Origin of the sequence: Pseudomonas sp. FW300-N2F2 (assembly GCF_017351655.1) — a bacterium.
GTDB lineage: Bacteria > Pseudomonadota > Gammaproteobacteria > Pseudomonadales > Pseudomonadaceae > Aquipseudomonas > Aquipseudomonas fluorescens_AA.
Window position 1 is genome coordinate 917133 of sequence record NZ_JACNDQ010000003.1, and the last position, 24903, is coordinate 942035.

Consider the following 24903-nt stretch of genomic DNA (forward strand, 5'->3'; position numbering starts at 1 on the left):
TGGGGGTGAGCTTGCTCGCGATGGCGGTGGTTCAGCTAGCATTGATGTTGGATGTGCCGCCGTCTTCGCGAGCAAGCTCGCTCCCACAGGGGGGGCTGCGGTGAATGTGGATTCTGCGTTTACCAAAGAACCAATGTGGGAGCGAGCCTGCTCGCGATAGCGCTTCACCAGACGCCAACGTCGTTAGTGGCTTATCATTAGCCACCTAACGACACCCCTTTCAAGGTCCACGGCATGCTGGCAATTTTTCTCGAAACCCTGAACATCACCGCACCGGTGTTTGCCATGCTGTTTCTGGGGGTGTTGCTCAAGCGCATTTACTGGATCAACGATAACTTCATCCATATCGCCTCGTCCCTGGTGTTCAACGTCACCATGCCGGCGCTGTTGTTCCTCGGTATCCTGCACGCGGACCTGCATGCGGCGTTGCAGCCGGATCTGTTGATCTATTTCGCTATCGCCACCCTGGTGAGCTTTGCGATGGCCTGGGGCTGGGCGATCTGGCGTTGCCCGCGGGAAGATCGCGGCATCTACACCCAGGGTGCGTTTCGCGGCAACAACGGGGTCATCGGCCTGGCGCTGGCGGCGAGCATGTATGGCGACTACGGGATTTCCCTGGGGGCGATTCTCGCGGCGCTGGTGATCCTGTTCTACAACACCTTGTCGACCATCGTGCTGGCGGTCTACAGCCCGGTGATCAAGTCCGATCCGTGGAGCATCTGCAAAAGCGTGATCAGCAATCCGCTGATCATCAGCGTGATTGTCGCCGCGCCGTTCGCCTATTGGCAGATCGGCCTGCCGAACTGGTTCGAGACTTCGGCCAAGTATCTGTCGCAAATGACCTTGCCCCTGGCGCTGATCTGCATCGGCGGTACGCTGTCGCTGGCGGCCCTGCGCAAGAGCGGCAAGATGGCCCTGAGTTCGAGCCTGGTGAAAATGGTCGGCCTGCCGCTGGTGGCCACCCTCGGTGCCTGGCTCTGGGGCTTTCGCGGGGCGGAACTGGGGATCCTGTTCCTGTACTTCGGCAGCCCCACCGCCGCCGCGAGCTTCGTCATGGCCCGGGCGGCCGATGGCAACCATGAACTGGCGGCGGCGATCATCGTGATCACCACTTTGATGGCGGCGATTACCACCAACCTGGGGATCTTTGTGTTGCAGTGGGGTGGGTGGATCTAGGTTCTGAGAGGGCGGTGTGCTTGAGGGCCAATCGCGAGCAAGCTCGCTCCCACAGGAGGTTCGTGGCGTACACAAATTTTGTGTTCAGCGCCGGTCAACTGTGGGAGCGAGCTTGCTCGCGATAGCGATCTAACGATCACTCCGGCTTCTGGTAGCTATCGATCACTTCCTGCGCCGCCCGAAACGCATCGATCGCCGCCGGCACGCCCGCGTACACCGCGCAATGCAGCAACGCCTCGCGAATCTCTTCCACCGTGCAACCGTTGTTCAGCGCGCCGCGCACATGGCCTTTGAGTTCCTGCGGGCACTTGAGGGCGGTGAGGGCGGCCAGGGTGATCAGGCTGCGGGTCTTCAGCGGCAGCCCCTCGCGTTGCCAGACACTGCCCCAGGCATGTTCGTTGACGAAGTCCTGCAACGGCTGGGTAAATTCGGTGGCATTGCCCAGGGCACGGTCGACGAACGCGTCGCCCATGACCTGGCGACGCATGTCCAGGCCGGTTTTTGGAGTGTCGGTCATGGCAAATCCCTCTTGTGGTGTTGGCGGCGCCAGGCGCGCAGGGAGGTGAACAGCAAAAACGCGAGCAGGGCCGGCAGCACATAGAACAGCATCAACCGTTCCAGTTGGCCGGCCAGGGGCATGCCGGTGGTGAACGACACCACGTGCAGCCCGTAGGCCAGGTACAAGCCCAGGAACAACAGGCCTTCGGCGCGGGTGACGCGATAACCGGAATAGAACACCGGCAGGCACAGCACCGCCACGCCGAGCATCACCGGCAGGTCGAAATCCAGGGCGTTCGGCGAGACCGACAGTGGCGTGGGCGCGGCGAGTGCGGTGACTCCCAGCACGCCCAGCAGGTTGAACAGGTTGCTGCCGATCACGTTGCCCACCGCAATGTCCCGTTGGCCCCGCAAGGCGGCGATCAGCGAGGTGGCGAGTTCCGGCAGCGAGGTGCTGACGGCGACGATGGTCAGGCCGATGATGCGTTCCGAGAGCCCGAGGTCCGTCGCCACTTCCACCGCCGCCCCCAGCAACAGGTGTCCGGCGAAAACCAGCATCGCCAGGCCCGACGCGATCATCAACACACTCTTGACCCAGGACAGCTGGGCCACGTCGCCCCCCATCGGGTGCGGTCGCCCCGAATGCCGTGACTGGCGCAGCAACAGCCCGAGGTACACCGCCAGGGCCAGCAGAAGCCAGACGCCGTCCAACCGGGTCAGTTCTTCATTCCAGGCCAGCACGAACACCAGCAGGCTGGCACCGATCATCAGCGGGATGTCCAGGCGTACCAGTTGGCGCGAGACGCGCAACGGAATGATCAGCGCCGACAACCCGAGGGTGACGAGGATGTTGAAGATGCCGCTGCCGATCACGCTGCCCACGGCGATGTCGGCGTTCTGTGCCAGGGTCGCCTGCAGGCTGACGGCCATTTGTGGCGCGCTGCTGCCGAAGGCGACGACGGTCAGGCCGATGATCAGCGGTCGTACCTGCAAGCGTGCCGCCAGGCCCACGGCGGCGCGCACCAGCAGTTCGGCGCCGCCGATCAGCAACAGCAGGGCGCCGAACAATTCGATCAGGCTGAGCAGCGGTAGGGCGGTGAGTAGGGAAATGGCCGGGCTCCGTCTATCAATCGTCGAGGGCTTGCACGCGCACCCGTGCGGTGCCGCTGCGCAGCATGCCCAGTTGCTCGGCGGCTTCGCGGGACACGTCGATCAAACGGCCTCGGGAGTATGGGCCACGGTCGTTGATGCGCACCACCACGCTGTTACTGTTGCCCAGGTTGGTGATTTTCACCCGAGTGCCGAACGGCAACTGGCGATGGGCGGCGGTCAGGCCGTGCTGGTTGAAACGCTCGCCACTGGCGGTGCGCTTGCCATGGTGCCTGGCACCGTAATAAGAGGCGACGCCGGTCTGGTCGTAGCCGTGTGGATCGACCGTCCCGCTCTGGCTGGCGCAACCGGCCAGCAGGGACAGCAGGGCGCAGGCGCCGAGGAGACGCTTCATGTAGGGTTTTCCAAATCCAAATGTGGGAGCGAGCTTGCTCGCGAAGAGGTCATCACATTCAACATCTGTGTTGACTGTCATGCCGCTATCGCGAGCAAGCTCGCTCCCACAGGGAATTGAGCCAGACAGCAAGACTGGCTCCATGTCCATCAGCCCTCGAGCTTGCTTTTCAGCAGTTCGTTGACCTGCTGCGGGTTGGCCTTGCCCTTGGAGGCTTTCATGGCCTGGCCGACGAAGAAGCCGAACATCTTGCCGCGCTTGGCTTCGTCTGCCGCGCGGTATTGTTCGACCTGCTCGGCGTTGGCCGCGAGCATCTCATCGAGCACGGCGCTGATCGCCCCGGTGTCGGTGACCTGTTTCAAGCCGCGCTTCTCGATGATCTCGTCGGCGCTGCCTTCACCATTGGCCATGGCTTCGAACACCATCTTGGCGATCTTGCCGGAAATGGTGTTGTCCTTGATCCGCAGCAGCATGCCGCCCAGTTGCTCGGCCGAGACCGGCGACTCATCGATTTCCAGGCCCTGCTTGTTCAACAGGCTGCCCAACTCGACCATCACCCAGTTGGCCGCCAGCTTGGCGTCGCCGCCGATGCTCACGACTTTTTCGAAGTAATCGGCCTGTTCGCGGCTGGTGGCCAGGACGTTGGCGTCATAGCTCGACAGGCCGAACTGTGCCTGGAAGCGCTCGCGTTTCTGCGGCGGCAGTTCCGGCAGGGTGGCGCGCACGTCATTGAGGAACGAGTCCTCGATGACCACCGGCAGCAGGTCCGGGTCGGGGAAGTAACGGTAGTCGTTGGCTTCTTCCTTGCTGCGCATCGGACGGGTCTCGTCCTTGTTCGGGTCATACAGGCGGGTTTGCTGGATGACCTTGCCACCGTCCTCGATCAGTTCGATCTGGCGCTGGATCTCGCTGTTGATCGCCTTCTCGATGAAGCGGAACGAGTTGACGTTCTTGATCTCGCAGCGGGTGCCGAACTCGACCTGGCCCTTGGGCCGGATCGACACGTTGCAGTCGCAGCGCAGCGAGCCTTCGGCCATGTTGCCGTCGCAGATGCCCAGGTAGCGCACCAGCGCGTGGATCGCCTTGACGTAGGCCACGGCTTCCTTGGCGCTGCGCATGTCCGGCTCGGAGACGATCTCCAGCAACGGCGTGCCGGCACGGTTCAGGTCGATGCCGGTGGCGCCGTTGAATTCTTCGTGCAGGCTCTTGCCGGCATCTTCTTCCAGGTGCGCCCGGGTGATGCCGACACGCTTGACCGTGCCGTCTTCCAGGGCGATGTCCAGGTGGCCCTTGCCGACGATCGGCAGTTCCATCTGGCTGATCTGGTAGCCCTTGGGCAGGTCCGGGTAGAAGTAGTTCTTGCGGGCGAACACGTTATGCTGGCCGATCTCGGCGTCAATCGCCAGGCCGAACATCACCGCCATGCGCACGGCTTCGGCGTTGAGCACTGGCAGCACGCCGGGCATGCCCAGGTCGACCAGGCTGGCCTGGGTGTTGGGCTCGGAGCCGAACGTGGTGGAGCTACCGGAAAAGATTTTCGACCGGGTGGTGAGCTGGGTATGAATCTCCAGCCCGATCACGACTTCCCATTGCATGTGTTTCTCCTCAGAAGTCTTATCAGGGGATTTTGAAACGTCGCGAGCGAAGGTAAGGCAAGGCGAAAACTGGTGAGAAAGCGGAGTTGACTGTAGTCAATGAGCATTTCGAACCAGTTTTCAACGCAGCATTACCGAGCGCAGCAGTTTCAAAACCCCTGAGGGGTGCGGGTGTGCCAGTCAGTGTGTAACTGATACTGGTGAGCCACGTTGAGCAGGCGGCCTTCCTGGAAATACGGCGCGAGCAGTTGCACGCCCACCGGCAGGCCATCGACGAAACCGGCCGGCATGGACAGGCCCGGCAAGCCGGCGAGGTTGGCGGTGATGGTGTAGACGTCTTCCAGGTATTCGGCGACCGGGTCGCTGTTCTTGGCGCCGAGCTTCCAGGCCGGGTTCGGCGTGGTCGGGCCGAGGATGATGTCGACCTCGTTGAAGGCGGCCATGAAGTCGTTCTTCACCAGGCGGCGGATTTTCTGCGCCTTGAGGTAGTAGGCGTCGTAGTAGCCGGCGGACAGCGCATAGGCGCCGACCATGATCCGGCGCTGCACTTCGGCACCGAAGCCTTCGCCACGGGAGCGCTTGTACAGGTCGATCAGGTTTTCCGGGTTCTCGCAGCGATAACCGAAGCGCACACCGTCGAAGCGCGACAGGTTCGAGGACGCTTCCGCCGGGGCGATCACGTAGTACGCCGGAATCGCGTGCTGCATGTTCGGCAGGCTGATTTCCTTGATGACCGCGCCGAGCTTCTCCAGCTCTTTGACACTGTTGTGGACCAGCTCGGCGATGCGCGGGTCGAGGCCGGCGCTGAAGTATTCCTTCGGCACGCCGATGCGCAGGCCTTGCAGCGAGCCGTTGAGGCTGGCGCTGTAGTCCGGCACGGGCTCATCGATGCTGGTGGAATCGTTCGGGTCGAAGCCGGCCATGCCTTGCAGCAGGATCGCGCAGTCTTCGGCGGTGCGCGCCAGCGGGCCGCCCTGGTCGAGGCTGGAGGCGTAGGCGATCATGCCCCAGCGCGAGACACGACCGTAGGTCGGCTTGAGGCCAGTGAGGTTGGTGAACGCCGCTGGCTGGCGAATCGAGCCGCCGGTGTCGGTGGCGGTGGCGGCCGGCAACAGGCGCGCGGCCACGGCGGCGGCGGAACCGCCGGACGAGCCGCCCGGTACGTGTTCCAGGTTCCAGGGGTTTTTCACCGCGCCGTAGTAGCTCGACTCGTTGGCCGAGCCCATGGCGAATTCGTCCATGTTGGTCTTGCCCAGGGTCACGGTGCCGGCGGCGGCCAGCTTGGCGACCACGGTGGCATCGTACGGGGCCTTGAAGTTGTCGAGCATCTTCGAGCCGCAGCTGGTGCGGATGCCCTGGGTGCAGAACAAGTCCTTGTGGGCAATCGGCGCACCGAGCAGGGCGCCGGTTTCACCATTGGCGCGGCGGGCGTCGGCGGCCTTGGCCTGGCTCAGGGCCAGCTCCTGGGTGAGGCTGATGAAGCTGTTGAGCTGCGGGTCGAGCTGGGCGATGCGCGCCAGCAGGACCTGGGTCAGCTCTTCGGAGGAAAACTTTTTATCGGCGAGTCCGCGGGCGATCTCGGCCAGGGTCATGTGATGCATGAGAGGCTCTTTCCCTTTAGTCGATGACTTTCGGAACCAGGTACAGGCCGTTTTCGACCGCTGGTGCGATGGACTGGTAGGCCTCGCGGTGATTGGACTCGGTCACGACGTCGGCGCGCAGGCGCTGGCTGGCTTCCAGTGGGTGGGCCAGCGGTTCGATACCGTCGGTGTCGACCGCCTGCATCTCGTCGACCAGCCCCAGAATGCTGTTCAGGGCAGAAGTAATGTGTGGAAGATCGGCTTCATTGAGGCCCAGACAGGCCAGATGAGCGATTTTTTCCACGTCGGAGCGTTCAAGCGCCATGGGATTCTCCAGTGGAAAACAAAACGGACGCAGTCTGTCCGTGTGTTAGATTGTCGGAACACTACCGCATTTCTACGGTCTTACGGCCGCGATTGTGGGGTTTGGTGCACAGAAAAGCGGCCAATTTAACATATTGGCGCCTTGCCCAAAATCCCTGTCGTTGTTAGAGTTTGCCGCACTTTTTTACCCACGCGTTGCCTAGGGTCCCTTTCCCATGTTCAAGAAACTGCGTGGCATGTTTTCCAGCGATCTTTCCATCGACCTGGGCACTGCCAACACCCTTATTTACGTGCGCGAGCGCGGTATCGTCCTGAATGAACCCTCGGTCGTGGCCATCCGCACCCACGGTAACCAGAAGAGTGTCGTGGCTGTCGGTACGGAAGCCAAGCGCATGCTGGGCCGTACACCGGGCAACATCGCGGCCATTCGCCCAATGAAGGACGGCGTGATCGCCGACTTCAGCGTCTGCGAAAAGATGCTGCAGTACTTCATCAACAAGGTTCACGAAAACAGCTTTTTGCAGCCCAGCCCTCGTGTGTTGATCTGCGTTCCATGCAAGTCCACCCAGGTAGAGCGTCGCGCTATCCGCGAATCGGCCCTCGGTGCCGGTGCCCGTGAAGTGTTCCTGATCGAAGAACCCATGGCCGCTGCCATTGGTGCCGGCCTGCCGGTGGAAGAAGCCCGCGGCTCGATGGTCGTCGACATCGGTGGCGGTACCACTGAAATCGCGCTGATCTCCCTCAACGGTGTGGTCTACGCCGAATCCGTACGTGTGGGCGGCGACCGTTTCGACGAAGCGATCATCACTTATGTGCGTCGCAACTACGGCAGTCTGATCGGCGAATCCACCGCCGAGCGTATCAAGCAGGAAATCGGCACAGCCTACCCGGGCGGTGAAGTGCGTGAAGTCGACGTGCGCGGTCGCAACCTGGCCGAAGGCGTTCCACGGGCCTTTACCCTCAATTCCAACGAAGTGCTCGAAGCGCTGCAAGAGTCGCTGGCGACCATCGTCCAGGCCGTCAAGAGCGCCCTGGAGCAGTCGCCGCCGGAACTGGCATCGGACATCGCCGAGCGCGGCCTGGTGCTGACCGGTGGTGGCGCGCTGTTGCGTGACCTCGACAAGCTGTTGGCCCAGGAAACCGGCCTGCCGGTGATCGTTGCCGAAGACCCGTTGACCTGCGTTGCCCGCGGCGGTGGCCGTGCATTGGAAATGATGGACAAGCACACCATGGACCTGCTCTCCAGCGAATAAGTCTGGCTGGGTGGTCTATGTTGTTCGCTCTCGGGCAGCACTTTGCAGTGCTGCCCGTTGGCGTTTATCTTCTGTCATTCGTATCCAGGCCGGTCTGATGCCGTATGAATAAAGAAAACATTTGCCTGGGAGGAGCGGCCTATTAAACCGCTTTTCGCCAAAGGCCCCTCATTGGGCGTGCGCCTGTTGGTGCTGACCGTGCTATCGGTCGCGCTGATGGTGGTCGATGCCCGCTTCACGCTGCTCAAGCCTGTACGCAGCCAGATGTCGCTGGTGTTGATGGAATCCTATTGGATCACCGACCTGCCGCAGCGCTTGTGGCAAGGTGTCGCCAGCCAATTTGGCAGCCGGACCGAACTGGTCGCCGAAAACGAAAAACTCAAGACCGAAAACCTGCTGTTGCAGGGGCGCATGCAGAAGCTGGCGGCCCTCACCGAGCAGAACGTGCGACTGCGCGAGTTGCTCAACTCCTCCGCACTGGTCAACGAGAAGGTCGAAGTGGCCGAGTTGATCGGCATGGACCCCAACCCCTTCACCCACCGCATCCTGATCAACAAGGGCGAGCGCGACGGTGTGGTCCTTGGTCAACCGGTGCTCGATGCCCGGGGCCTGATGGGCCAGGTGGTGGAGTTGATGCCTTACACATCTCGCGTGCTGTTGCTGACCGATACCACCCACAGCATTCCGGTGCAGGTCAACCGCAACGGCCTGCGGGCGATTGCCAGTGGCACCGGCAACCCGGAGCGCCTGGAGCTGCGGCACGTGGCCGATACCGCCGATATCAAGGAAGGCGACCTGCTGGTCAGCTCCGGCCTCGGCCAGCGTTTCCCGGCCGGGTATCCGGTGGCGACGGTCAAGGAAGTCATCCATGACTCCGGCCAGCCGTTCGCCATTGTGCGCGCGGTGCCGACGGCGGCGTTGAATCGCAGCCGCTACCTGCTGCTGGTCTTCAGCGACAACCGCACGCCCGAAGAGCGCGCCAACGACGCCGCCGTGGCCCAGGAAGCCCAGGACCGGCAGGGCGGCGAGTCGGCCGCCCCGGCTACGGCTGTGCCGGCGCCAGTCCCTGCCATCGTGCCAAAACCACCCGTGCCTGCACCGGCTCCGGCGGCTCCGGCAGCGACGCCGGCTGCCGCCCCGGCCACACCTGCTGCGAAACCGACCCGGTCGGCCACCCACGCGCCCGCCGCGCAGCCTGCTCAGCCGGCCCGGCCCGCCGCCAAACCGCCAGCCTCCACGCCGGCCACCGCGCCAGCCACCAGGGGAGCACGAGAAGAATGAGCAGTACCCAATCCGGTAACGGCTGGATGGTCTGGTTGACCTTCGCCATCGGCCTGTTGCTCAGCGTTTCGCCGTTGCCGCAGTTCATGGAAATCCTGCGCCCCCTGTGGCTGGCCCTGTTGCTGGCCTTCTGGGCGCTGGCGTTGCCCCACAAGGTCGGCATGGTTACCGCCTGGTGCCTGGGCCTGGCCGAGGATGTGCTTTACGGCACGCTGCTGGGGCAGAACGCGTTGATCCTGACGCTAATTACCTTCCTGGTGCTGTCGCTGCAACAACGCCTACGGATGTTCCCCATGTGGCAGCAGTGCCTGGTGATTCTGGTGATCTTCGGTCTGGCGCAACTGGTGCAGCTGTGGCTCAGCGCGTTGACCGGCAATCGCCAGCCAACCCTGGCGCTGGTCTTGCCAGCCCTGGTCAGTGCCTTGCTCTGGCCATGGGTCAGCTTCGGTTTGCGTGGCCTGCGCCTGCGTTTCAAAATCAACTGATTCGGTCAGGATACCTACACTTTTTCTGATGACTTACATCCCTGTGGCGAGGGAGCTTGCTCCCGCTCGGTTGCGTAGCGACCGTAAAAGTTGGGGCCGCTACGCCCGAAGCGTCGGACCGGCCCAGCGGGAGCAAGCGCCCTCGCCACAAAAGCTGTTTTTGTCTGGATGGCTGTGCTTTGAGAGGGAGATGTCTTGATGAAACCGCTTTACCTCGCCTCAGGCTCGCCGCGTCGGCGTGAGCTGCTCACGCAGATCGGCGTGCCCTTTACCGCCATTGGCGCGGACATCGATGAAACACCCCTGGATCACGAAACCCCCTCGGCCTATGTCGAGCGCCTGGCGCGCGGCAAGGCCGAGGCTGGGCGGCGAGCCCTGGACGCCGGTGTGGATGGCTGCGTGCTCGGCGCGGACACCGCCGTGGTGCTGGAGGGGCGGATTCTCGGCAAGCCAGTGGACCAGGCCGACGCCTTGTCCATGCTGCTGAGCCTATCCGGTCGCGACCATGAAGTGCTGACCGCCATTGCCGTGCTGGACGGCTCGCGCTGCGAGTCACGGGTGGTGCGCAGTCGGGTGCGTTTTCGTCCCATCACCGAACAGGAAGCGCTGGCCTATTGGGCCAGCGGCGAACCCCGGGACAAGGCCGGCAGCTATGGTATCCAAGGGCTGGGCGCGGTGTTCGTCGCCGGGCTCGAAGGCAGCTATTCGGCCGTGGTTGGCCTGCCCCTGTGCGAAACCGCAGAACTGCTGGGCCATTTCGGCATACCCTGTTGGCAAACCTTGAGCGCGCGCTGAGCGCCGTCTGACTTGATGCGGCCATTATCGTGAACATGCCTGAACGAGACCCTGCCATGAGTGAAGAGATCCTGATCAACATCACGCCGATGGAATCGCGCGTGGCGGTGGTTGAAAACGGTGTGCTGCAAGAGGTCCACGTCGAGCGCACGCAAAAGCGTGGCATCGTTGGCAATATCTACAAGGGCAAGGTGGTGCGGGTGCTGCCGGGCATGCAGGCGGCCTTCGTCGACATCGGCCTGGACCGCGCGGCGTTCATCCATGCGTCGGAAATCTCCATGCGTGAAGGGCCGGCCGTGGAGAGCATCAGCGCGCTGGTGCACGAAGGCCAGAGCCTGGTGGTGCAGGTCACCAAGGATCCCATCGGTTCCAAGGGCGCCCGCCTGACTACGCAGTTGTCGATTCCGTCGCGCTACCTGGTGTACATGCCGCGCACTGCCCACGTCGGCATTTCCCTGAAAATCGAAGACGAAGCCGAGCGCGAGCGTCTCAAGCAGGTGGTCAGCGACTGCGTGGAAAAAGAAGGCATCAAGGAAGCCGGTGGGTTTATCCTGCGCACCGCCGCCGAAGGGGCCGGGGCCGATGAGATCCTCATGGACATCCGCTACCTGCGAAGGCTTTGGGACCAGATCGCCGCGCAGATCAAGACCATCGCCACCCCCAGCGTGATCTACGAAGACCTGGGCCTGGCACTGCGGACCTTGCGCGACCTGGTCAGCCCCAAGATCGAGAAAATCCGCATCGACTCCCGGGAAACCTTCCAGAAAACCACGCAGTTCGTCGCCGAACTGATGCCGGAAATCGCCGATCGCCTGGAACATTACCCTGGCGAGCGGCCGATTTTCGACCTGTACGGGGTCGAGGATGAAATCCAGAAAGCCCTGGAGCGCAAGGTGCCGCTCAAGTCCGGCGGTTACCTGGTGGTCGATCCGGCCGAAGCCATGAGCACCATCGACGTCAACACCGGAGCGTTCGTCGGCCATCGCAACCTGGAAGAAACCATCTTCAAGACCAACCTGGAAGCCGCCACGGCGATTGCCCGCCAACTGCGCCTGCGTAACCTGGGCGGGATCATCATCATCGACTTCATCGACATGGAAGATGAAGAGCACCAGCGCCAGGTGCTGCGGACCCTGGAAAAACAACTCGAACGCGATCACGCCAAGACCAACATCATCGGGATCACCGAACTGGGCCTGGTGCAGATGACCCGCAAGCGCACCCGCGAAAGCCTCGAGCAGGTGCTGTGCGAGCCGTGCAGCAGTTGCCAGGGGCGCGGCAAGCTCAAGACCCCGGAAACCGTGTGTTACGAAATCTTCCGGGAAATCCTCCGGGAGGCGCGCGCCTACCAGGCGACCGGCTATAGAGTGTTGGCCAACCAGAAAGTGGTGGATCGCCTGCTCGACGAGGAGTCAGGCAATGTCGCGGAGTTGGAAGCGTTTATCGGGCGCACGATTCGTTTCCAGGTCGAAACCATGTATTCCCAGGAACAATACGACGTGGTGTTGCTCTGAAGAGCTTGGGAAGCGGCGGGCCCGCGGATTTGATTATCTTTGCCAGGGGAGCCCACTGACATGGAGCGTCTGACACGCTTGATCGCGACGCTGACCCGTTGGGGGCTGGGGCTTTGCGCCCTGTTGCTGGTGTTGCTGGCGTTGTACGTCAGCCTCGGTCGCGAGCTGGTCCCGCTGGTGGCCGAATACCGCGCCGAGGTCGAGACCCGCGCGGGTGCCGCCTTGGGCATGCCTGTGCACATCGGTAGCCTGGACGGCAGTTGGGACGCTTTGGCACCGATCCTGGCGGCGCGCGACGTGGTGGTCGGCGAGGGCCCCAATGCCTTGCACCTGGACCAGGTGCGGGCCGTGCCTGACCTGTGGGGCAGCCTGCTGGCGCGTCAGGTGCGCATCGCCCACCTGGAAGTCAGTGGCCTGAAGATCAGCCTCAAGGAGGGCGCCGACGGCAAGTGGGCGCTGGAAGGCCTGCCGGTGAAGGACGAGCAGCCCCTCGATCCGCAGCAACTGCTCGAACGCATGCAAGTGGTCTCCAAGTTCTCGGTGCTCGATAGCCAGGTGACCTTGCAACCCGTCGAGCAACCGCCGCTGACCCTGACCTACGTCGGCTTGAGCCTGCGTACCGGCGCCACCCGCCAGCGCCTGGACGCACGCCTGACCCTGCCTGACGGGCAGCCGGTGGCGATCAACCTGCGCACCCGCCTGCGCGCCAGCGACTGGAAGAACGGCCAGGCCGATGCCTATTTGAGCCTGCCGCAAAGCGACTGGTCCAAATGGCTGCCCAAGCGCCTGACCCAGCAATGGAATTTCTCCCGGATCCAGGCCGGTGGTGAGTTCTGGCTCAGTTGGGGCGAGGGCACGGTGCAAAGCGCGGCCATGCGCCTGAACGCGCCGCAGCTCCAGGGCGCCTACGGCGAACGCAAGCCGGTGCAGATTCACAACCTGGCCCTCAACGCTTATTTCCAGCGCGGTAGCCAAGGGTTCACCGCGACCTTCGATTCCCTGGCGATGAACCTGGGCGAGACCCGCTGGGAATCGCACCTGCAACTGCAACAAACCGCCGCCACCGAGCAGGTCGAGGAGCGTTGGCACCTGCAGGCCGACCGCCTCGACCTGACCCCGCTCACGCCTTTGCTCAATGCCCTGGCGCCGTTGCCCGAAGGCCTGGCCACGACGATTGACCGGCTCAAGGTGACCGGTGGCCTGCGCAACGTGCTGCTGGACTACCGGCCGCAGAACACCGGTGACCAGAAAGTCAGCTTCGCCACCAACCTGGACACCGTCGGCTTTGATGCCTATCGCGGCGCTCCGGCGGCGCGCAACGTCTCCGGGAGCCTGAGCGGCGACCTGGGCGGCGGCGAACTGCGCATGGACAGCAAGGACTTTTCCCTGCACCTGGACCCGATCTTCGCCAAGCCCTGGCAGTACTTGCAGGCCAATGCCCGGCTGACCTGGAAGCTCGACAAGCAAAGCTTCACCCTGATCGCGCCCTACCTGAAGGTGCTGGGCGAGGAAGGCCGGATTGCCGGCGACTTCCTGATTCGCCTGCATTTGGACCACAGCCAGGAGGACTACATGGACCTGCGGGTCGGCCTGGTGGACGGTGACGGGCGCTACACCGCCAAGTACCTGCCGGCGGTCCTCAGTCCGGCGCTGGATGAGTGGCTGCGCACGGCCATCGTCAAGGGCGCGGTGGACCAAGGCTTTTTCCAGTATCAAGGCTCGCTCAATCACGGTGCCGGGGACGCGGCGCGCAGCATCAGCCTGTTTTTCAAGGTGCACGACGCCGAACTGGCGTTCCAGCCGGGCTGGCCTTCGGTCAGCAAGGTCAGCGGCGATGTCTTCGTCGAAGACAGCGGCGTGCGCATCTATGCCAGCCAGGGGCAGTTGCTCGATACCCAGGTCAAGGATGTTTCGGTGAACATTCCCCATGTACCGACCGGCCAGAGCTCTCATCTGCTGCTGGACGGCGGGTTCGCCGGTGGGCTGGGCGATGGTTTGAAAATCCTCCAGAGCGCACCGATCGGGACCGCCGAGACGTTTGCCGGCTGGGAAGGCGAGGGCGACCTGAAAGGCAGCGTGAAGCTGGATATCCCGCTGGTCAAAGGCGAGCAACCGAAGATCCTGGTGGACTTTGCCACTGACCAGGCTCGTCTCAAGCTCAGTGAGCCGGCGCTGGAACTGACCCAGCTCAAGGGCGATTTCCGCTTCGACAGCAACAAGGGCCTGAGCGGCAAGGGCATCAGCGCCCGGGCATTCGACCGGCCCGTGACCGCGCAGATTTTCGCCGAGGGCCGTGCCGGTGCGCTCAACACGCGGGTCGCCGCGTCCGGGCAGGTGGAGATCAAGAAGCTCACCAGTTGGCTGAACGTCACCCAACCGTTGCCGGTATCGGGCGTCGTGCCCTACCAGTTGCAAGTGATCCTCGACGGCGCCGACAGCCAGTTGTCGGTCAGCTCCAGCCTCAAGGGCGTGGCCGTCGACCTGCCGGCCCCCTTCGGCATGGCCGCCGATGTCGGGCGCGACACGGTGTTTCGCATGACCCTGCAGGGGCCGGAACGGCGTTATTGGGTCGATTATGGTGACCTGGCCAGCTTCACTTACGCCGCGCCAAGCGGGAAATTCGCCGACGGTCGCGGCGAGTTGCTGTTGGGCGCCGGCGATGCGGTGCTGCCTGGCGCCAAGGGGCTGCGACTGCGCGGCACATTGTCGGAACTGGACGTAAGTCCCTGGCAGGACCTGGTGAACAAGTACGCCGGCCAGGATCCGGGCGGCAGTGCCAAGCAACTGCTCAGCAGCGTCGATCTGAACGTCGGCAAGCTCACGGCCATGGGCACCACCCTGGACCAGGCGTCGGTGCAACTGGATCGCAAGCCGGACGCCTGGGCCTTGCGGCTCGACAGCCAGCAGGCCAAGGGCAATGTCAACCTGCCAGACGCCAAGGCCGCTGCGATTGGCATCAAGCTTGACTACGTTCGCCTGCCGGCCCCAGACCCGACGGTCCAGGCAGATGAAAACGCCCCGGACCCGTTGGCGTCGGTCGATCCCGGCAAGATCCCGGCGATGGATATCGCCATCGCCCAATTGTTCCAGGGCCCTGACCTCATCGGCGCGTGGTCGTTGCAAGTGCGACCGACCGCCAAGGGCATCGCGCTGAATAATCTGGATATGGGCCTCAAGGGCATGGTGTTGAACGGCGGCGGTGGCTGGGAAGGTACGCCTGGCGCCACCAGCAGTTGGTACAAGGGACGGATCGGCGGCAAGAACCTGGGCGATGTGCTCAAGGGCTGGGGGTTCGCACCGAGCGTGACCAGCCAGGCCTTCCGCCTGGATGTCGATGGTCGCTGGCCCGGTTCGCCGGCGTGGGTCGCCACCAAACGCTTCTCCGGCAGCCTCGACGCGTCGTTGACCAAGGGCCAGTTCGTCGAAGTCGAAGGCAGCGCCCAGGCGTTGCGGGTATTCGGCCTGCTGAACTTCAACTCCATCGGCCGACGCCTGCGCCTGGACTTCTCCGATCTGTTCGGCAAGGGCTTGAGCTACGACCGGGTCAAGGGGCTGCTGGTGGCGAGCGATGGGGTGTACGTGACCCGCGAACCCATTACCCTGACCGGGCCGTCGAGCAACCTGGAACTCAACGGCACGCTGGACATGGTGGCCGACCGCGTCGACGCCAAGCTGCTGGTGACGTTGCCGGTGACCAACAACCTGCCGATCGCCGCGCTGATCGTCGGTGCACCGGCGGTGGGCGGGGCGCTGTTTCTGATCGACAAACTGATCGGCGACCGCGTGGCGCGTTTTGCCAGCGTAAGATACGACGTCAAGGGGCCGTGGAAAGAGCCGAAGATCACTTTCGACAAGCCGTTCTGACAGACGATGGGATAACCCCTGTGGGAGCGAGCTTGCTCGCGATAGCGGTGTATCAGTCACATTTCCTTTGCTGATCCTGCGCTATCGCGAGCAAGCTCGCTCCCACAGGGGAATGATGCAAAAAATGAGGGAAGCTCCATGCCAGTCGCCGTGATTCAAATGGTCAGCCAAAGCGACGTGCTCGCCAACCTGGCCCGTGCCCGGGTGCTGCTGGAGCAGGCTGCCGCCGGCGGCGCGAGGCTGGCGGTGCTGCCGGAGAATTTCTCGGCGATGGGGCGACGGGACATTGCCGATATCGGCCGTGCCGAAGCCTTTGGTCAGGGACCGATCCTGCCGTGGTTGAAACAGGTCGCCCGTGACCTCAAGTTATGGATTGTGGCCGGTACGCTGCCGTTGCCGCCGGTGGACCAGCCCGAGGCCAGGTCCCATGCCTGTTCGTTGCTGGTGGACGACCAGGGCCAGATCGTGGCGCGCTACGACAAGCTGCACCTGTTCGATGTGGATGTGGCGGACAATCGCGGGCGCTATCGCGAGTCGGATGACTATGCTTATGGTGCCAACGTGGTGGTTGCCGATACCCCCGTCGGCCGGGTGGGCCTGACGGTTTGTTATGACTTGCGGTTCCCGGAGCTCTACAGCGAGCTGCGGGCGGCCGGGGCCGAGTTGATCACGGCACCGTCGGCGTTTACCGCGGTGACCGGCGCGGCCCATTGGGACGTGCTGATCCGCGCCCGGGCCATCGAGACCCAGTGCTACGTGCTGGCGGCCGCCCAGGGTGGCGTGCATCCGGGGCCTAGGGAAACCTTTGGCCATGCCGCGATTGTCGACCCGTGGGGCCGCGTGCTGGCACAACAGGATCAAGGCGAGGCCGTGCTGGTGGCCGAGCGCGACAGCAGCGAACAAGCGTCCATCCGGGCGCGCATGCCGGTGGCCAACCATCGGCGCTTTTTCTCGCAGGGCGCTCGACAGCGGCCTGTCCAAGACGACGAATTCAAGGCGTAAAACATATGAGCGGGTTGTTATCCTCAGTCAGTGAACACCTTTTAGCCCCTGGCGGCGTAACGCTTGAAAGCCTGCAAGGCGTGCTGGGCGACCTGGCCGGCCCGGGCATCGATGCCGCCGACCTGTATTTCCAGGGCCAGATTTCCGAGTCCTGGTCGCTGGAAGACGGCATCGTCAAGGAAGGCAGTTTCAACCTCGACCAGGGTGTGGGCGTGCGCGCCCAGTCCGGGGAAAAGACCGGTTTTGCCTACAGCAACGCCATCACCCTCGAAGCCCTCGGCGCTGCGGCCCGTGCGGCCCGCTCGATCTCCCGCGCCGGGCAGAATGGCACGGTCCAGGCGTTCAGCAGCCAGGACGTTGCGCAGCTCTATGCCCCGGACAACCCGCTGGAAGTCATGAGCCGCGCCGAGAAAGTCGAATTGCTCAAGCGCATCGACGTCGCCACCCGCGCCCTCGACCCGCGCATCCAGCAGGTGTCGGTCAGCATGGCCGGGGTCTGGGAGCGGATCCTGGTGGCTTCCACCGACGGCGGCCTGGCGGCGGACGTACGGCCGCTGGTGCGCTTCAACGTCAGCGTGATCGTCGAACAGAACGGTCGTCGCGAGCGTGGCGGCCATGGCGGTGGCGGGCGCACCGATTACCGTTATTTCCTCAGTGAAGACCGCGCCATGGGCTACGCCCGTGAGGCGCTGCGCCAGGCCCTGGTCAACCTGGAAGCCATCCCGGCCCCGGCCGGCACATTGCCGGTGGTGCTCGGCTCCGGCTGGTCCGGTGTGCTGCTGCACGAAGCGGTGGGCCACGGCCTGGAAGGCGATTTCAACCGCAAGGGCAGTTCGGCCTACAGCGGGCGCATGGGGGAAATGGTCGCTTCGAAACTCTGCACCATTGTCGATGACGGCACCCTGGCCGGACGTCGTGGGTCCCTGAGCGTCGACGATGAAGGCACGCCAACCGAATGCACCACGCTGATCGAAAACGGGGTGCTCAAGGGTTACATGCAGGACAAGCTCAACGCCCGGTTGATGGGCGTGGCCCGCACCGGCAACGGCCGTCGTGAGTCCTATGCGCACCTGCCGATGCCACGCATGACCAACACCTACATGCTGGGTGGCCAAAGCGACCCGGCGGAAATCATCGCCTCGGTGAAAAAAGGCATCTATTGCGCCAACCTCGGCGGCGGCCAAGTGGACATCACCAGTGGCAAGTTCGTGTTCTCCACCAGCGAGGCCTACCTGATCGAAGACGGCAAGATCACCGCACCGGTCAAGGGTGCGACCCTGATCGGCAACGGGCCGGAGGCGATGAGCAAGGTGTCGATGGTCGGTAACGACCTGGCGCTGGACAGCGGCGTGGGCACATGCGGCAAGGACGGGCAATCGGTACCGGTTGGCGTCGGCCAGCCGACCCTGAAGATCGATGCGATTACCGTGGGTGGCACGGGCGCATGAAAATATTCAGGGGCTTGCGTGAATCCGTGGCGAGGGAGCTTGCTCCCGCTGGGCTACGCAGTAGCCCCAATGCGGTCGCTACGCAACCGAGCGGGAGCAAGCTCCCTCGCCACGGTAATTGCTACCCCGGCAAGGGTTTGGTGAGCCAGTGGGCGATCAGCGCAAGCCGCGTTGAGTCTCGTCCAGCTCACGGATGTACTTGAAGATTTTACGGCTCGAAGCCGGTGGCTTGTTCTGCGCCAGTTCGTGCTGGGCTTGACGGATCAGGGAGCGCAATTGCTGGCGATCGGCCTCCGGGTAGTCGATGACGAATTTTTCCAGCACGCCGTCGTCGCCTGCGATCAAGCGATCGCGCCAGCGCTCCAGGTTGTGGAAGCGTTCGTTGTACTGCCGGGTGGAGGCATCGAGTTGATCGAGCAGCACCAGGATGGCGTCAGTGTCCTGATCGCGCATCAGTTTGCCGATGAATTGCAGGTGCCGTTTACGCGCGATATTCGCGGTGTGCTTGGGCGCATCGGCCAGGGCCCGACGCAAGGCGTCGGTCAAAGGCAGTTTGGCCAGCAAGTCAGGCTTGAGTGTTGTCAGGCGCTCGCCGAGGTCAACCAGAGCATGCAGCTCGCGTTTGACCTGGGATTTGCTTTTTTCACCCTCGTAGAGGGAGTCGTCGTAAGAATCAACCATGGTGGCAGTCCGCAAAGAAACGCCGCCATGATAACCAGTCGGGGGCCGCTTGTCCGGCCCGGTCGCTCGATGGCCATCACCGAAAACAGAATTTGAGTGGAGAACACCATGAGTGCAGTTCAAAGCGTCGGCCCGCAAGCATTGCCGGCACTGCAGGAACAAGTCGAGCAGATCCTCGCCGAGGCCAAGCGACAAGGCGCCAGTGCGTGCGAGGTGGCGGTCTCCCTGGAGCAAGGCCTGTCGACGTCGGTACGCCAGCGCGAGGTGGAAACCGTCGAATTCAATCGCGACCAGGGCTTTGGCATCACCTTGTACGTGGGCCAGCGCAAAGGCTCGGCCAGCACGTCGGCCAGCGGCCCGGACGCTATTCGCGAAACCGTCGCCGCGGCACTGGCGATTGCCCAGCACACCTCCGAAGACGAAGCCTCGGGCCTGGCCGATGCCGCGCTGATGTGCAAGGAGCTGCGGGACTTCGACCTGTTTCACGCCTGGGACATCACCCCTGAACAGGCCATCGAACAGGCGCTGCGTTGCGAAGCGGCGGCGTTCGATGCCGACTCGCGGATCAAGAATGCCGACGGTACGACGCTCAATACCCACCAGGGCTGCCGCGTCTACGGCAACAGCCACGGTTTCATCGGCGGTTATGCATCGACCCGCCACAGCCTCAGTTGCGTCATGATCGCCGAAGCCAACGGCCAGATGCAGCGTGATTACTGGTACGACGTCAACCGCCAGGGCACCTTGCTGGCGGACCCGGTGAGCATCGGCCAGAAAGCCGCACAACGGGCGGCCAGCCGCCTGGGGGCACGGCCGGTGCCGACCTGCGAAGTGCCAGTGCTGTTTTCTGCCGAGCTGGCCGGTGGCCTGTTCGGCAGCTTCCTGTCGGCGGTGTCTGGCGGCAACCTGTACCGCAAATCGTCGTTCCTCGAGGGCGCGCTGGGCCAGAAACTGTTCCCGGAATGGATGACCATCGACGAGCGTCCACACCTGATGCAGGCCATGGGCAGCTCCGCGTTCGATGGCGATGGCCTGGCCACCTATGCCAAGCCGTTCGTGGAAAAGGGCGAACTGGTGTCCTACATCCTCGGTACCTATTCGGGGCGCAAACTCGGCATGCCGAGCACCGCCAATGCCGGTGGCGTGCATAACCTGTTCGTGACCCATGGCGAAGAAGACCAGGCCGCCTTGCTGCGGCGCATGGGCCGGGGCCTGCTGGTGACGGAGCTGATGGGCCATGGCCTGAACATGGTCACCGGTGACTATTCCCGTGGCGCGGCGGGTTTTTGGGTCGAGAACGGCGAGATCCAGTTCCCTGTCCAGGAAGTCACCATCGCCGGGAACATGCGCGACATGTTCAAGCAGATCGTGGCCGTGGGGAATGACCTGGAACTGCGCAGCAACATCCGCACCGGCTCGGTACTGATCGAGCGGATGACGGTGGCGGGTAGCTGACCTTCAATCGCAGAAAAAAGGCGTGTCATCCATGGGATGACGCGCCTTTTTTATGTTCGCAGATCCCTGTGGCGAGGGAGCTTGCTCCCGCTCGGCTGCGCAGCAGCCGCAAAAATATCAACAGCAGCGAAAGACATTAAGGCCCTGGTAGACAGGGTCTGCTTCGCAGACCAGCGGGAGCAAGCTCCCTCGCCACGGTGAATTTTGTACCGACTTACAGTTGTGTTGCTTCTTATTATCATCTAATAATGAATCTCATTCGCCGAGTGAGCCCCGGTCATGAGTTCTGCCCTGCACGAACAACCCTACCTTGAAAGCTGGCGCTGGATGAGCCGTCAGATCCGTTGCGCGATGAACCCGGACGAGCCGCGGTTGATCGAGCACTACCTGGCCGAGGGCCGCTACCTGGCGTGTTGCACCGCCACCTCGCCGTGGATGATCTCCGAAACCGCCTTCCGCCTGTTGCTCGACACCGCTTCGGATGTCGCGCTGCCCTGGCATTGGCGCAGCCTCTGCCTCGACCAGGCCTGGCGCCCCCTGCGTGACCTCGAACGCCAATCACTGTGCCGCTGCCGCCTCAAGCGCTGGCAGAGCCATGCCTGGGCGCTGGCGACCTGCGCCCTGGCGCCATCGATTCCCCTTATTGAACTGGTGCAAGGATCTCCCGATGAGTAATACCCGTATCGAACGCGACAGCATGGGCGAGCTGCACGTCCCGGTGGACGCCCTCTATGGCGCCCAGACCCAGCGTGCCGTGGATAACTTCCCGGTCAGCGGCCAGCGCATGCCAGCGCCATTCATCCGCGCCCTGATCCTGGCCAAGGCTGCGGCCGCCCGGGCCAACGTGGAGCTGGAACAGATCAGCGCGGCCCAGGGCAAGGCCATCGTCGATGCCGCCCTGGGGCTGCTCGAAGGCCGTTTCATGGATCATTTTCCGGTGGACATCTTCCAGACCGGCTCCGGCACCAGCTCCAACATGAACGCCAACGAAGTGATCGCCACCCTCGCCAGCGGCCTGCTGGGAGAAGCGATCAACCCGAACGACCATGTCAACTGCGGCCAGAGCAGCAACGACATCATCCCCACCAGCATTCATGTCAGTGCCGCGCTGGCCTTGCATGAGCAACTGCTGCCGGCGTTGTTGCACCTGGTGCAGGTGATCGAGCGCAAGGCCGAAGAAGTCCACCCGTTCATCAAGACGGGTCGCACCCACCTGATGGACGCCATGCCGGTGCGCCTGAGCCAGGTGCTCGACGGTTGGGCGCAACAGCTCAAGGCCAATATCGGCCACTTGCAGGACCTGCTGCCGAGCCTGCAATCCCTGGCCCAGGGTGGTACGGCGGTCGGCACTGGGGTCAATGCCCATCCACGCTTCGCCGAGTTGTTCAGCCAGCAACTGACACAATTGACCCAGGTGCAATTCACCCCGGGCAAGAACCTGTTCGCGCTGATTGGCTCCCAGGACACCGCCGTGGCGGTTTCCGGGCAGCTCAAGACCACGGCCGTGTCGCTGATGAAAATCGCCAACGACCTGCGCTGGATGAACTCCGGGCCGCTGGCGGGCCTGGGCGAGATCGAACTCGAAGGCCTGCAGCCGGGCTCCTCGATCATGCCCGGCAAGGTCAACCCGGTCATTCCTGAAGCCACCGCGATGGTCGCGGCCCAGGTGATCGGTAACGACACGGTGATCACCATTGCCGGTCAATCGGGCAACTTCGAATTGAACGTGATGTTGCCGATCATCGCCCAGAACCTGCTGAGCAGCATCGGCCTGATGTCCACCGCCAGCCGCTTGCTCGCGGACAAGGCCATCGCCACGTTCAAGGTCAACGAAGCCAGGCTCAAGGAAGCGTTGTCGCGCAACCCGATCCTGGTGACCGCGCTGAATCCGATCATCGGTTACCAGAAGGCCGCTGAAATCGCCAAGAAGGCTTATCAGCAAGGCCGACCGGTCATCGATGTCGCCCTGGAACACACCGACCTGTCTCGCAGTGAACTCGAAGTCCTGCTGGACCCGGAGAAGCTCACCGCTGGCGGCGTGTAACCCCGACACCTGTGTGGAGGACTCACCATGGAACACTGGAAACGTACGATCGAACGGGCCAATCGCTGTTTCATGCTGGGCGAGCTGGTGGATGCCCGCGAAGCCTACCTGCAAGCCCTGGCGCTGGCCCAAGTGTTGTTCGAGCGCTGGGCGGATGCCGACGAAGCAGTCGCTGCTTGCGTCGTCTCCCATCACAACCTGGCGGACCTGCACTTGCGCCTGAACCAGCCGGAAGAGAGCGCCGAATACTTGTGTGCGATCCACCAACGGTTGTTGCAGACGATGCAGGACGAACGCCTGGCACCGGCCCTGCGCGCGGCCGCGCAACGCCAGAGCCACAAGACCTACGTCGAACTGCTGAATTTCATCAGCGAGCACGGTGAGTACCCACGCACCCAGCGCCTGCTGCATTGCAATGCCGCTACGCCCCGGCAGCGCAATGCCCCTCTTCATTATGGAGTTCATTGAACATGGCTTTTACCTTGCCTGCATTGCCCTACGCCTACGACGCCCTGGAACCGCACATCGATGCGCAAACCATGGAGATCCACTACACCAAGCACCACCAGACCTACATCAATAACCTCAACGCGGCGGTGGACGGCACCGAATACGCCGGGTGGCCCGTCGAAAAACTGGTGTCCAGCGTGGAGCAGTTGCCGCCCAGCCTGAAGGCGGCGGTGATCAACCAGGGCGGTGGCCATGCCAATCATTCGTTGTTCTGGGAGGTGATGACGCCCCAGGGCGGCGGCCTGCCCGAGGGCGCCCTGGCGGCGGCGATCGATGCGCAACTGGGTGGTATCGAGCGTTTCAAGGAAGCGTTCACCAAAGCGGCACTGACCCGTTTCGGCAGCGGCTGGGCGTGGTTGAGCGTGACCCCGCAAAAGACCCTGGTAGTGGAAAGCAGCGGCAACCAGGACAGTCCGCTGATGAATGGCAACACGCCGATTCTTGGCCTGGACGTCTGGGAGCATGCCTATTACCTGCGCTATCAGAACCGTCGTCCTGAATACATCAGCGCCTTCTACAACGTGATCAATTGGCCTGAAGTCGCCCGACGCTATCAGGCGGCGCTGGCGTCGAGTCCTTCATGAACACCCTCCAAGGCTGACTATGGATACTCAAACACTGGCGATTGGAAGCGGGCGGATGTTCCGCTATGCCTTGGGGTCATTGCTGCTGTTGGCCGGGATGACGTTGTTGGCGGCCCAAGGCCTGGCGTGGCTGGACCTGGAGCCCAGGCTGTTGCGAGCCCTGCAAGGCGGTGGACTTTGTGCCTTGGGCACCGCGCTGGGGGCCGTGCCGGTGCTGGTCATCCGGCGCATGCCCCAGGCCGTGAGCGATTCGCTGCTGGGCTTCGGTGCCGGAGTGATGCTCGCGGCCACGGCGTTTTCGCTGATCGTGCCGGGCATTGCCGCGGCAGAGCAGTTGGGATTCACGCCTTGGGCGGCCAGCGGCCTTATCTGCTTTGGCATTCTGTCGGGGGCGTTCGGGCTGTACCTGGTGGACCGCAAGGTTTCGGCCAGCCCCGAAAGGCTGGTGGCGGCACCGGGACGCCCGATCATTGCGCCGCGGATCTGGTTGTTCGTGTTCGCCATCATCGCCCACAACATTCCAGAAGGCATGGCGGTGGGCGTGTCGGCGGGCGGCGGCATGCCGGATGCCGACAGCCTGGCGATGGGCATCGCCTTGCAGGATGTCCCTGAAGGGCTGGTGATCGCGCTGGTGCTGGCCACGGCGGGTATGTCGCGGGTCAGGGCGTTCCTGATTGGCGCGGCGTCAGGGCTGGTCGAGCCCGTGTTCGCGCTGCTGTGCGCCTGGTTGGTGAGCTTGGCCGAGATGCTCTTGCCCCTGGGCCTGGCGTTGGCGGCTGGGGCGATGCTGCTGGTGGTGACCCACGAAGTCATTCCCGAATCCCGCCGCAATGGTCACGAGAAACTGGCGAGCCTGGGGTTGTTGGTGGGGTTTTGCCTGATGATGGTGCTGGATACGGCGTTGGCGTGATGCAGGTCTGCGGGGAGTGGGCTTTTTGTTGCAAGGGGGGGGCGAGGGAGCAAGCTCCCTCGCCACAAAAGCCAGCTCCGTCAACCCAACAAGCTCGCCTGGCTTGGGCCGTTATTCGCCTTCGTCGAAGTATCGGTTGATCAGGTCCACCAGGGCATTCATCGCTTCCTGCGCCTGATCCCCTTCAGTGCTCAGGTGGATCTTGGTGCCCTTGCCGGCGGCGAGCATCATCATTGCCATGATGCTTTTGCCGTCGACCGTGGACTCCGGCGTGCGGCCGACCCTGATGGTGGTGTCCTTGAACTGTCCCGCGACTCCGACAAACTTGGCCGACGCTCGGGCATGCAAACCCAGCTTGTTGATGATTTCAATTTCCTGAGCAGGCATCGCGGTGTGAATC

22 protein-coding genes and 1 pseudogene are annotated in these 24903 nt (G+C 63.3%); 15 read left to right on the plus strand and 8 right to left on the minus strand.

Translation table 11 applies throughout. The features are described from left to right. Window positions 1–234: 234 nt before the first annotated feature. Window positions 235–1176, plus strand: coding sequence for an AEC family transporter (locus J4E63_RS24670; RefSeq protein WP_192261468.1), 942 nt, complete (start codon window positions 235–237; stop codon window positions 1174–1176). 136 nt (window positions 1177–1312) lie between these two features. On the opposite strand, the gene J4E63_RS24675 is transcribed toward J4E63_RS24670, so the two are convergent. The 6 genes and pseudogenes from J4E63_RS24675 to gatC all read right to left on the minus strand — a co-directional run bounded on the left by J4E63_RS24675 (window position 1313) and on the right by gatC (window position 6678). Continuing rightward, window positions 1313–1693: a carboxymuconolactone decarboxylase family protein gene (locus J4E63_RS24675; protein ID WP_025211835.1), complete on the minus strand. Its 381-nt coding sequence runs from the start codon at window positions 1691–1693 to the stop codon at window positions 1313–1315. Continuing rightward, window positions 1690–2751, minus strand: coding sequence for a calcium/sodium antiporter (locus tag J4E63_RS24680; RefSeq protein ID WP_103309004.1), 1062 nt, complete (start codon window positions 2749–2751; stop codon window positions 1690–1692). Before J4E63_RS24680 ends, J4E63_RS24675 begins: the two co-directional genes overlap by 4 nt. A gap of 49 nt (window positions 2752–2800) precedes the next feature. After that, a complete protein-coding gene (locus tag J4E63_RS24685) occupies window positions 2801–3178 on the minus strand; it encodes a septal ring lytic transglycosylase RlpA family protein (RefSeq protein WP_060739171.1) in 378 nt (125 codons plus the stop codon). Between the two features lie 149 nt (window positions 3179–3327). Further along, window positions 3328–4779, minus strand: a pseudogene (gene gatB, locus J4E63_RS24690) (Asp-tRNA(Asn)/Glu-tRNA(Gln) amidotransferase subunit GatB); the annotation flags it as partial. Between the two features lie 143 nt (window positions 4780–4922). Beyond that, a complete protein-coding gene (gene gatA, locus J4E63_RS24695) occupies window positions 4923–6374 on the minus strand; it encodes an Asp-tRNA(Asn)/Glu-tRNA(Gln) amidotransferase subunit GatA (RefSeq protein WP_207283620.1) in 1452 nt (483 codons plus the stop codon). A 16-nt stretch (window positions 6375–6390) separates the two neighbouring features. Continuing rightward, window positions 6391–6678, minus strand: a complete 288-nt coding sequence (gatC, locus tag J4E63_RS24700; protein ID WP_020297123.1) for an Asp-tRNA(Asn)/Glu-tRNA(Gln) amidotransferase subunit GatC — start codon at window positions 6676–6678, stop codon at window positions 6391–6393. A gap of 214 nt (window positions 6679–6892) precedes the next feature. On the opposite strand from gatC, the gene mreB reads away from it, so the two are divergent. The 8 genes from mreB to tldD all read left to right on the plus strand — a co-directional run bounded on the left by mreB (window position 6893) and on the right by tldD (window position 18319). Then, a complete protein-coding gene (mreB, locus tag J4E63_RS24705; RefSeq protein ID WP_002555108.1) occupies window positions 6893–7930 on the plus strand; it encodes a rod shape-determining protein MreB in 1038 nt (345 codons plus the stop codon). 141 nt (window positions 7931–8071) lie between these two features. Next, window positions 8072–9211, plus strand: a complete 1140-nt coding sequence (gene mreC, locus J4E63_RS24710; RefSeq protein WP_207283804.1) for a rod shape-determining protein MreC — start codon at window positions 8072–8074, stop codon at window positions 9209–9211. Next, window positions 9208–9696, plus strand: a complete 489-nt coding sequence (gene mreD / locus J4E63_RS24715; RefSeq protein WP_003197820.1) for a rod shape-determining protein MreD — start codon at window positions 9208–9210, stop codon at window positions 9694–9696. The genes mreC and mreD overlap by 4 nt, the downstream gene beginning before the upstream one ends. 198 nt (window positions 9697–9894) lie before the next feature. Continuing rightward, a complete protein-coding gene (locus tag J4E63_RS24720; RefSeq protein WP_207283621.1) occupies window positions 9895–10491 on the plus strand; it encodes a nucleoside triphosphate pyrophosphatase in 597 nt (198 codons plus the stop codon). Between the two features lie 56 nt (window positions 10492–10547). Beyond that, window positions 10548–12005: a ribonuclease G gene (gene rng, locus J4E63_RS24725; protein ID WP_018613976.1), complete on the plus strand. Its 1458-nt coding sequence runs from the start codon at window positions 10548–10550 to the stop codon at window positions 12003–12005. Between the two features lie 60 nt (window positions 12006–12065). After that, window positions 12066–15869, plus strand: coding sequence for a YhdP family protein (locus J4E63_RS24730; RefSeq protein ID WP_207283622.1), 3804 nt, complete (start codon window positions 12066–12068; stop codon window positions 15867–15869). A gap of 138 nt (window positions 15870–16007) precedes the next feature. After that, window positions 16008–16871, plus strand: a complete 864-nt coding sequence (locus tag J4E63_RS24735; protein ID WP_207283623.1) for a carbon-nitrogen hydrolase family protein — start codon at window positions 16008–16010, stop codon at window positions 16869–16871. Window positions 16872–16876: 5 nt separating this feature from the next. Further along, on the plus strand, window positions 16877–18319 hold the full coding sequence (gene tldD / locus J4E63_RS24740; RefSeq protein ID WP_003197828.1) for a metalloprotease TldD: 1443 nt from the start codon (window positions 16877–16879) through the stop codon (window positions 18317–18319). Between the two features lie 156 nt (window positions 18320–18475). Here the strand turns inward: tldD and yjgA are convergent, their stop codons facing one another. After that, the gene (yjgA, locus tag J4E63_RS24745) at window positions 18476–19000 is read right to left on the minus strand and encodes a ribosome biogenesis factor YjgA (protein WP_003197830.1); all 525 of its coding nucleotides are present in this window, start codon (window positions 18998–19000) and stop codon (window positions 18476–18478) included. Window positions 19001–19108: 108 nt separating this feature from the next. Here yjgA and pmbA point away from each other — a divergent pair, with 108 nt between their 5' ends. The 6 genes from pmbA (at window position 19109) to J4E63_RS24775 (ending at window position 24503) form a co-directional block, all read left to right on the plus strand. After that, window positions 19109–20455: a metalloprotease PmbA gene (pmbA, locus tag J4E63_RS24750; RefSeq protein WP_060739165.1), complete on the plus strand. Its 1347-nt coding sequence runs from the start codon at window positions 19109–19111 to the stop codon at window positions 20453–20455. Window positions 20456–20734: 279 nt separating this feature from the next. Continuing rightward, window positions 20735–21130 (plus strand): hypothetical protein, encoded by a 396-nt coding sequence (locus J4E63_RS24755; RefSeq protein WP_053118468.1) that lies wholly within the window; start codon window positions 20735–20737, stop codon window positions 21128–21130. Further along, window positions 21123–22499, plus strand: coding sequence for an aspartate ammonia-lyase (locus J4E63_RS24760; RefSeq protein ID WP_207283624.1), 1377 nt, complete (start codon window positions 21123–21125; stop codon window positions 22497–22499). Before J4E63_RS24755 ends, J4E63_RS24760 begins: the two co-directional genes overlap by 8 nt. A 27-nt stretch (window positions 22500–22526) precedes the next feature. Further along, window positions 22527–22967 carry a hypothetical protein gene (locus J4E63_RS24765; RefSeq protein WP_072410865.1) on the plus strand — a complete coding sequence of 147 codons (441 nt, stop codon included), beginning with the start codon at window positions 22527–22529 and terminating at the stop codon, window positions 22965–22967. Between the two features lie 2 nt (window positions 22968–22969). Continuing rightward, window positions 22970–23593: a superoxide dismutase gene (locus J4E63_RS24770; protein ID WP_060739162.1), complete on the plus strand. Its 624-nt coding sequence runs from the start codon at window positions 22970–22972 to the stop codon at window positions 23591–23593. Between the two features lie 19 nt (window positions 23594–23612). After that, entirely contained in the window at window positions 23613–24503 is an 891-nt protein-coding gene (locus tag J4E63_RS24775; RefSeq protein ID WP_060739161.1) for a ZIP family metal transporter, read from the plus strand. A 111-nt stretch (window positions 24504–24614) separates the two neighbouring features. Here J4E63_RS24775 and J4E63_RS24780 read toward each other — a convergent pair whose 3' ends face one another. After that, window positions 24615–24890, minus strand: a complete 276-nt coding sequence (locus J4E63_RS24780; protein ID WP_060739160.1) for an HPr family phosphocarrier protein — start codon at window positions 24888–24890, stop codon at window positions 24615–24617. Between the last annotated feature and the right edge of the window lie 13 nt (window positions 24891–24903).

Excerpts from the sequence above, each read along its gene's own strand:
- J4E63_RS24670 (WP_192261468.1), top strand. The coding sequence starts at position 235 with ATGCTGGCAATTTTTCTCGAAACCCTGAACATCACCGCACCGGTGTTT.
- J4E63_RS24675 (WP_025211835.1), bottom strand. The coding sequence starts at position 1,693 with ATGACCGACACTCCAAAAACCGGCCTGGACATGCGTCGCCAGGTCATG.
- J4E63_RS24685 (WP_060739171.1), bottom strand. The coding sequence starts at position 3,178 with ATGAAGCGTCTCCTCGGCGCCTGCGCCCTGCTGTCCCTGCTGGCCGGT.
- gatA (WP_207283620.1), bottom strand. The coding sequence starts at position 6,374 with ATGCATCACATGACCCTGGCCGAGATCGCCCGCGGACTCGCCGATAAA.
- gatC (WP_020297123.1), bottom strand. The coding sequence starts at position 6,678 with ATGGCGCTTGAACGCTCCGACGTGGAAAAAATCGCTCATCTGGCCTGT.
- mreB (WP_002555108.1), top strand. The coding sequence starts at position 6,893 with ATGTTCAAGAAACTGCGTGGCATGTTTTCCAGCGATCTTTCCATCGAC.
- mreD (WP_003197820.1), top strand. The coding sequence starts at position 9,208 with ATGAGCAGTACCCAATCCGGTAACGGCTGGATGGTCTGGTTGACCTTC.
- J4E63_RS24720 (WP_207283621.1), top strand. The coding sequence starts at position 9,895 with ATGAAACCGCTTTACCTCGCCTCAGGCTCGCCGCGTCGGCGTGAGCTG.
- rng (WP_018613976.1), top strand. The coding sequence starts at position 10,548 with ATGAGTGAAGAGATCCTGATCAACATCACGCCGATGGAATCGCGCGTG.
- J4E63_RS24730 (WP_207283622.1), top strand. The coding sequence starts at position 12,066 with ATGGAGCGTCTGACACGCTTGATCGCGACGCTGACCCGTTGGGGGCTG.
- J4E63_RS24735 (WP_207283623.1), top strand. The coding sequence starts at position 16,008 with ATGCCAGTCGCCGTGATTCAAATGGTCAGCCAAAGCGACGTGCTCGCC.
- tldD (WP_003197828.1), top strand. The coding sequence starts at position 16,877 with ATGAGCGGGTTGTTATCCTCAGTCAGTGAACACCTTTTAGCCCCTGGC.
- yjgA (WP_003197830.1), bottom strand. The coding sequence starts at position 19,000 with ATGGTTGATTCTTACGACGACTCCCTCTACGAGGGTGAAAAAAGCAAA.
- pmbA (WP_060739165.1), top strand. The coding sequence starts at position 19,109 with ATGAGTGCAGTTCAAAGCGTCGGCCCGCAAGCATTGCCGGCACTGCAG.
- J4E63_RS24755 (WP_053118468.1), top strand. The coding sequence starts at position 20,735 with ATGAGTTCTGCCCTGCACGAACAACCCTACCTTGAAAGCTGGCGCTGG.
- J4E63_RS24760 (WP_207283624.1), top strand. The coding sequence starts at position 21,123 with ATGAGTAATACCCGTATCGAACGCGACAGCATGGGCGAGCTGCACGTC.
- J4E63_RS24765 (WP_072410865.1), top strand. The coding sequence starts at position 22,527 with ATGGAACACTGGAAACGTACGATCGAACGGGCCAATCGCTGTTTCATG.
- J4E63_RS24770 (WP_060739162.1), top strand. The coding sequence starts at position 22,970 with ATGGCTTTTACCTTGCCTGCATTGCCCTACGCCTACGACGCCCTGGAA.
- J4E63_RS24775 (WP_060739161.1), top strand. The coding sequence starts at position 23,613 with ATGGATACTCAAACACTGGCGATTGGAAGCGGGCGGATGTTCCGCTAT.
- J4E63_RS24780 (WP_060739160.1), bottom strand. The coding sequence starts at position 24,890 with ATGCCTGCTCAGGAAATTGAAATCATCAACAAGCTGGGTTTGCATGCC.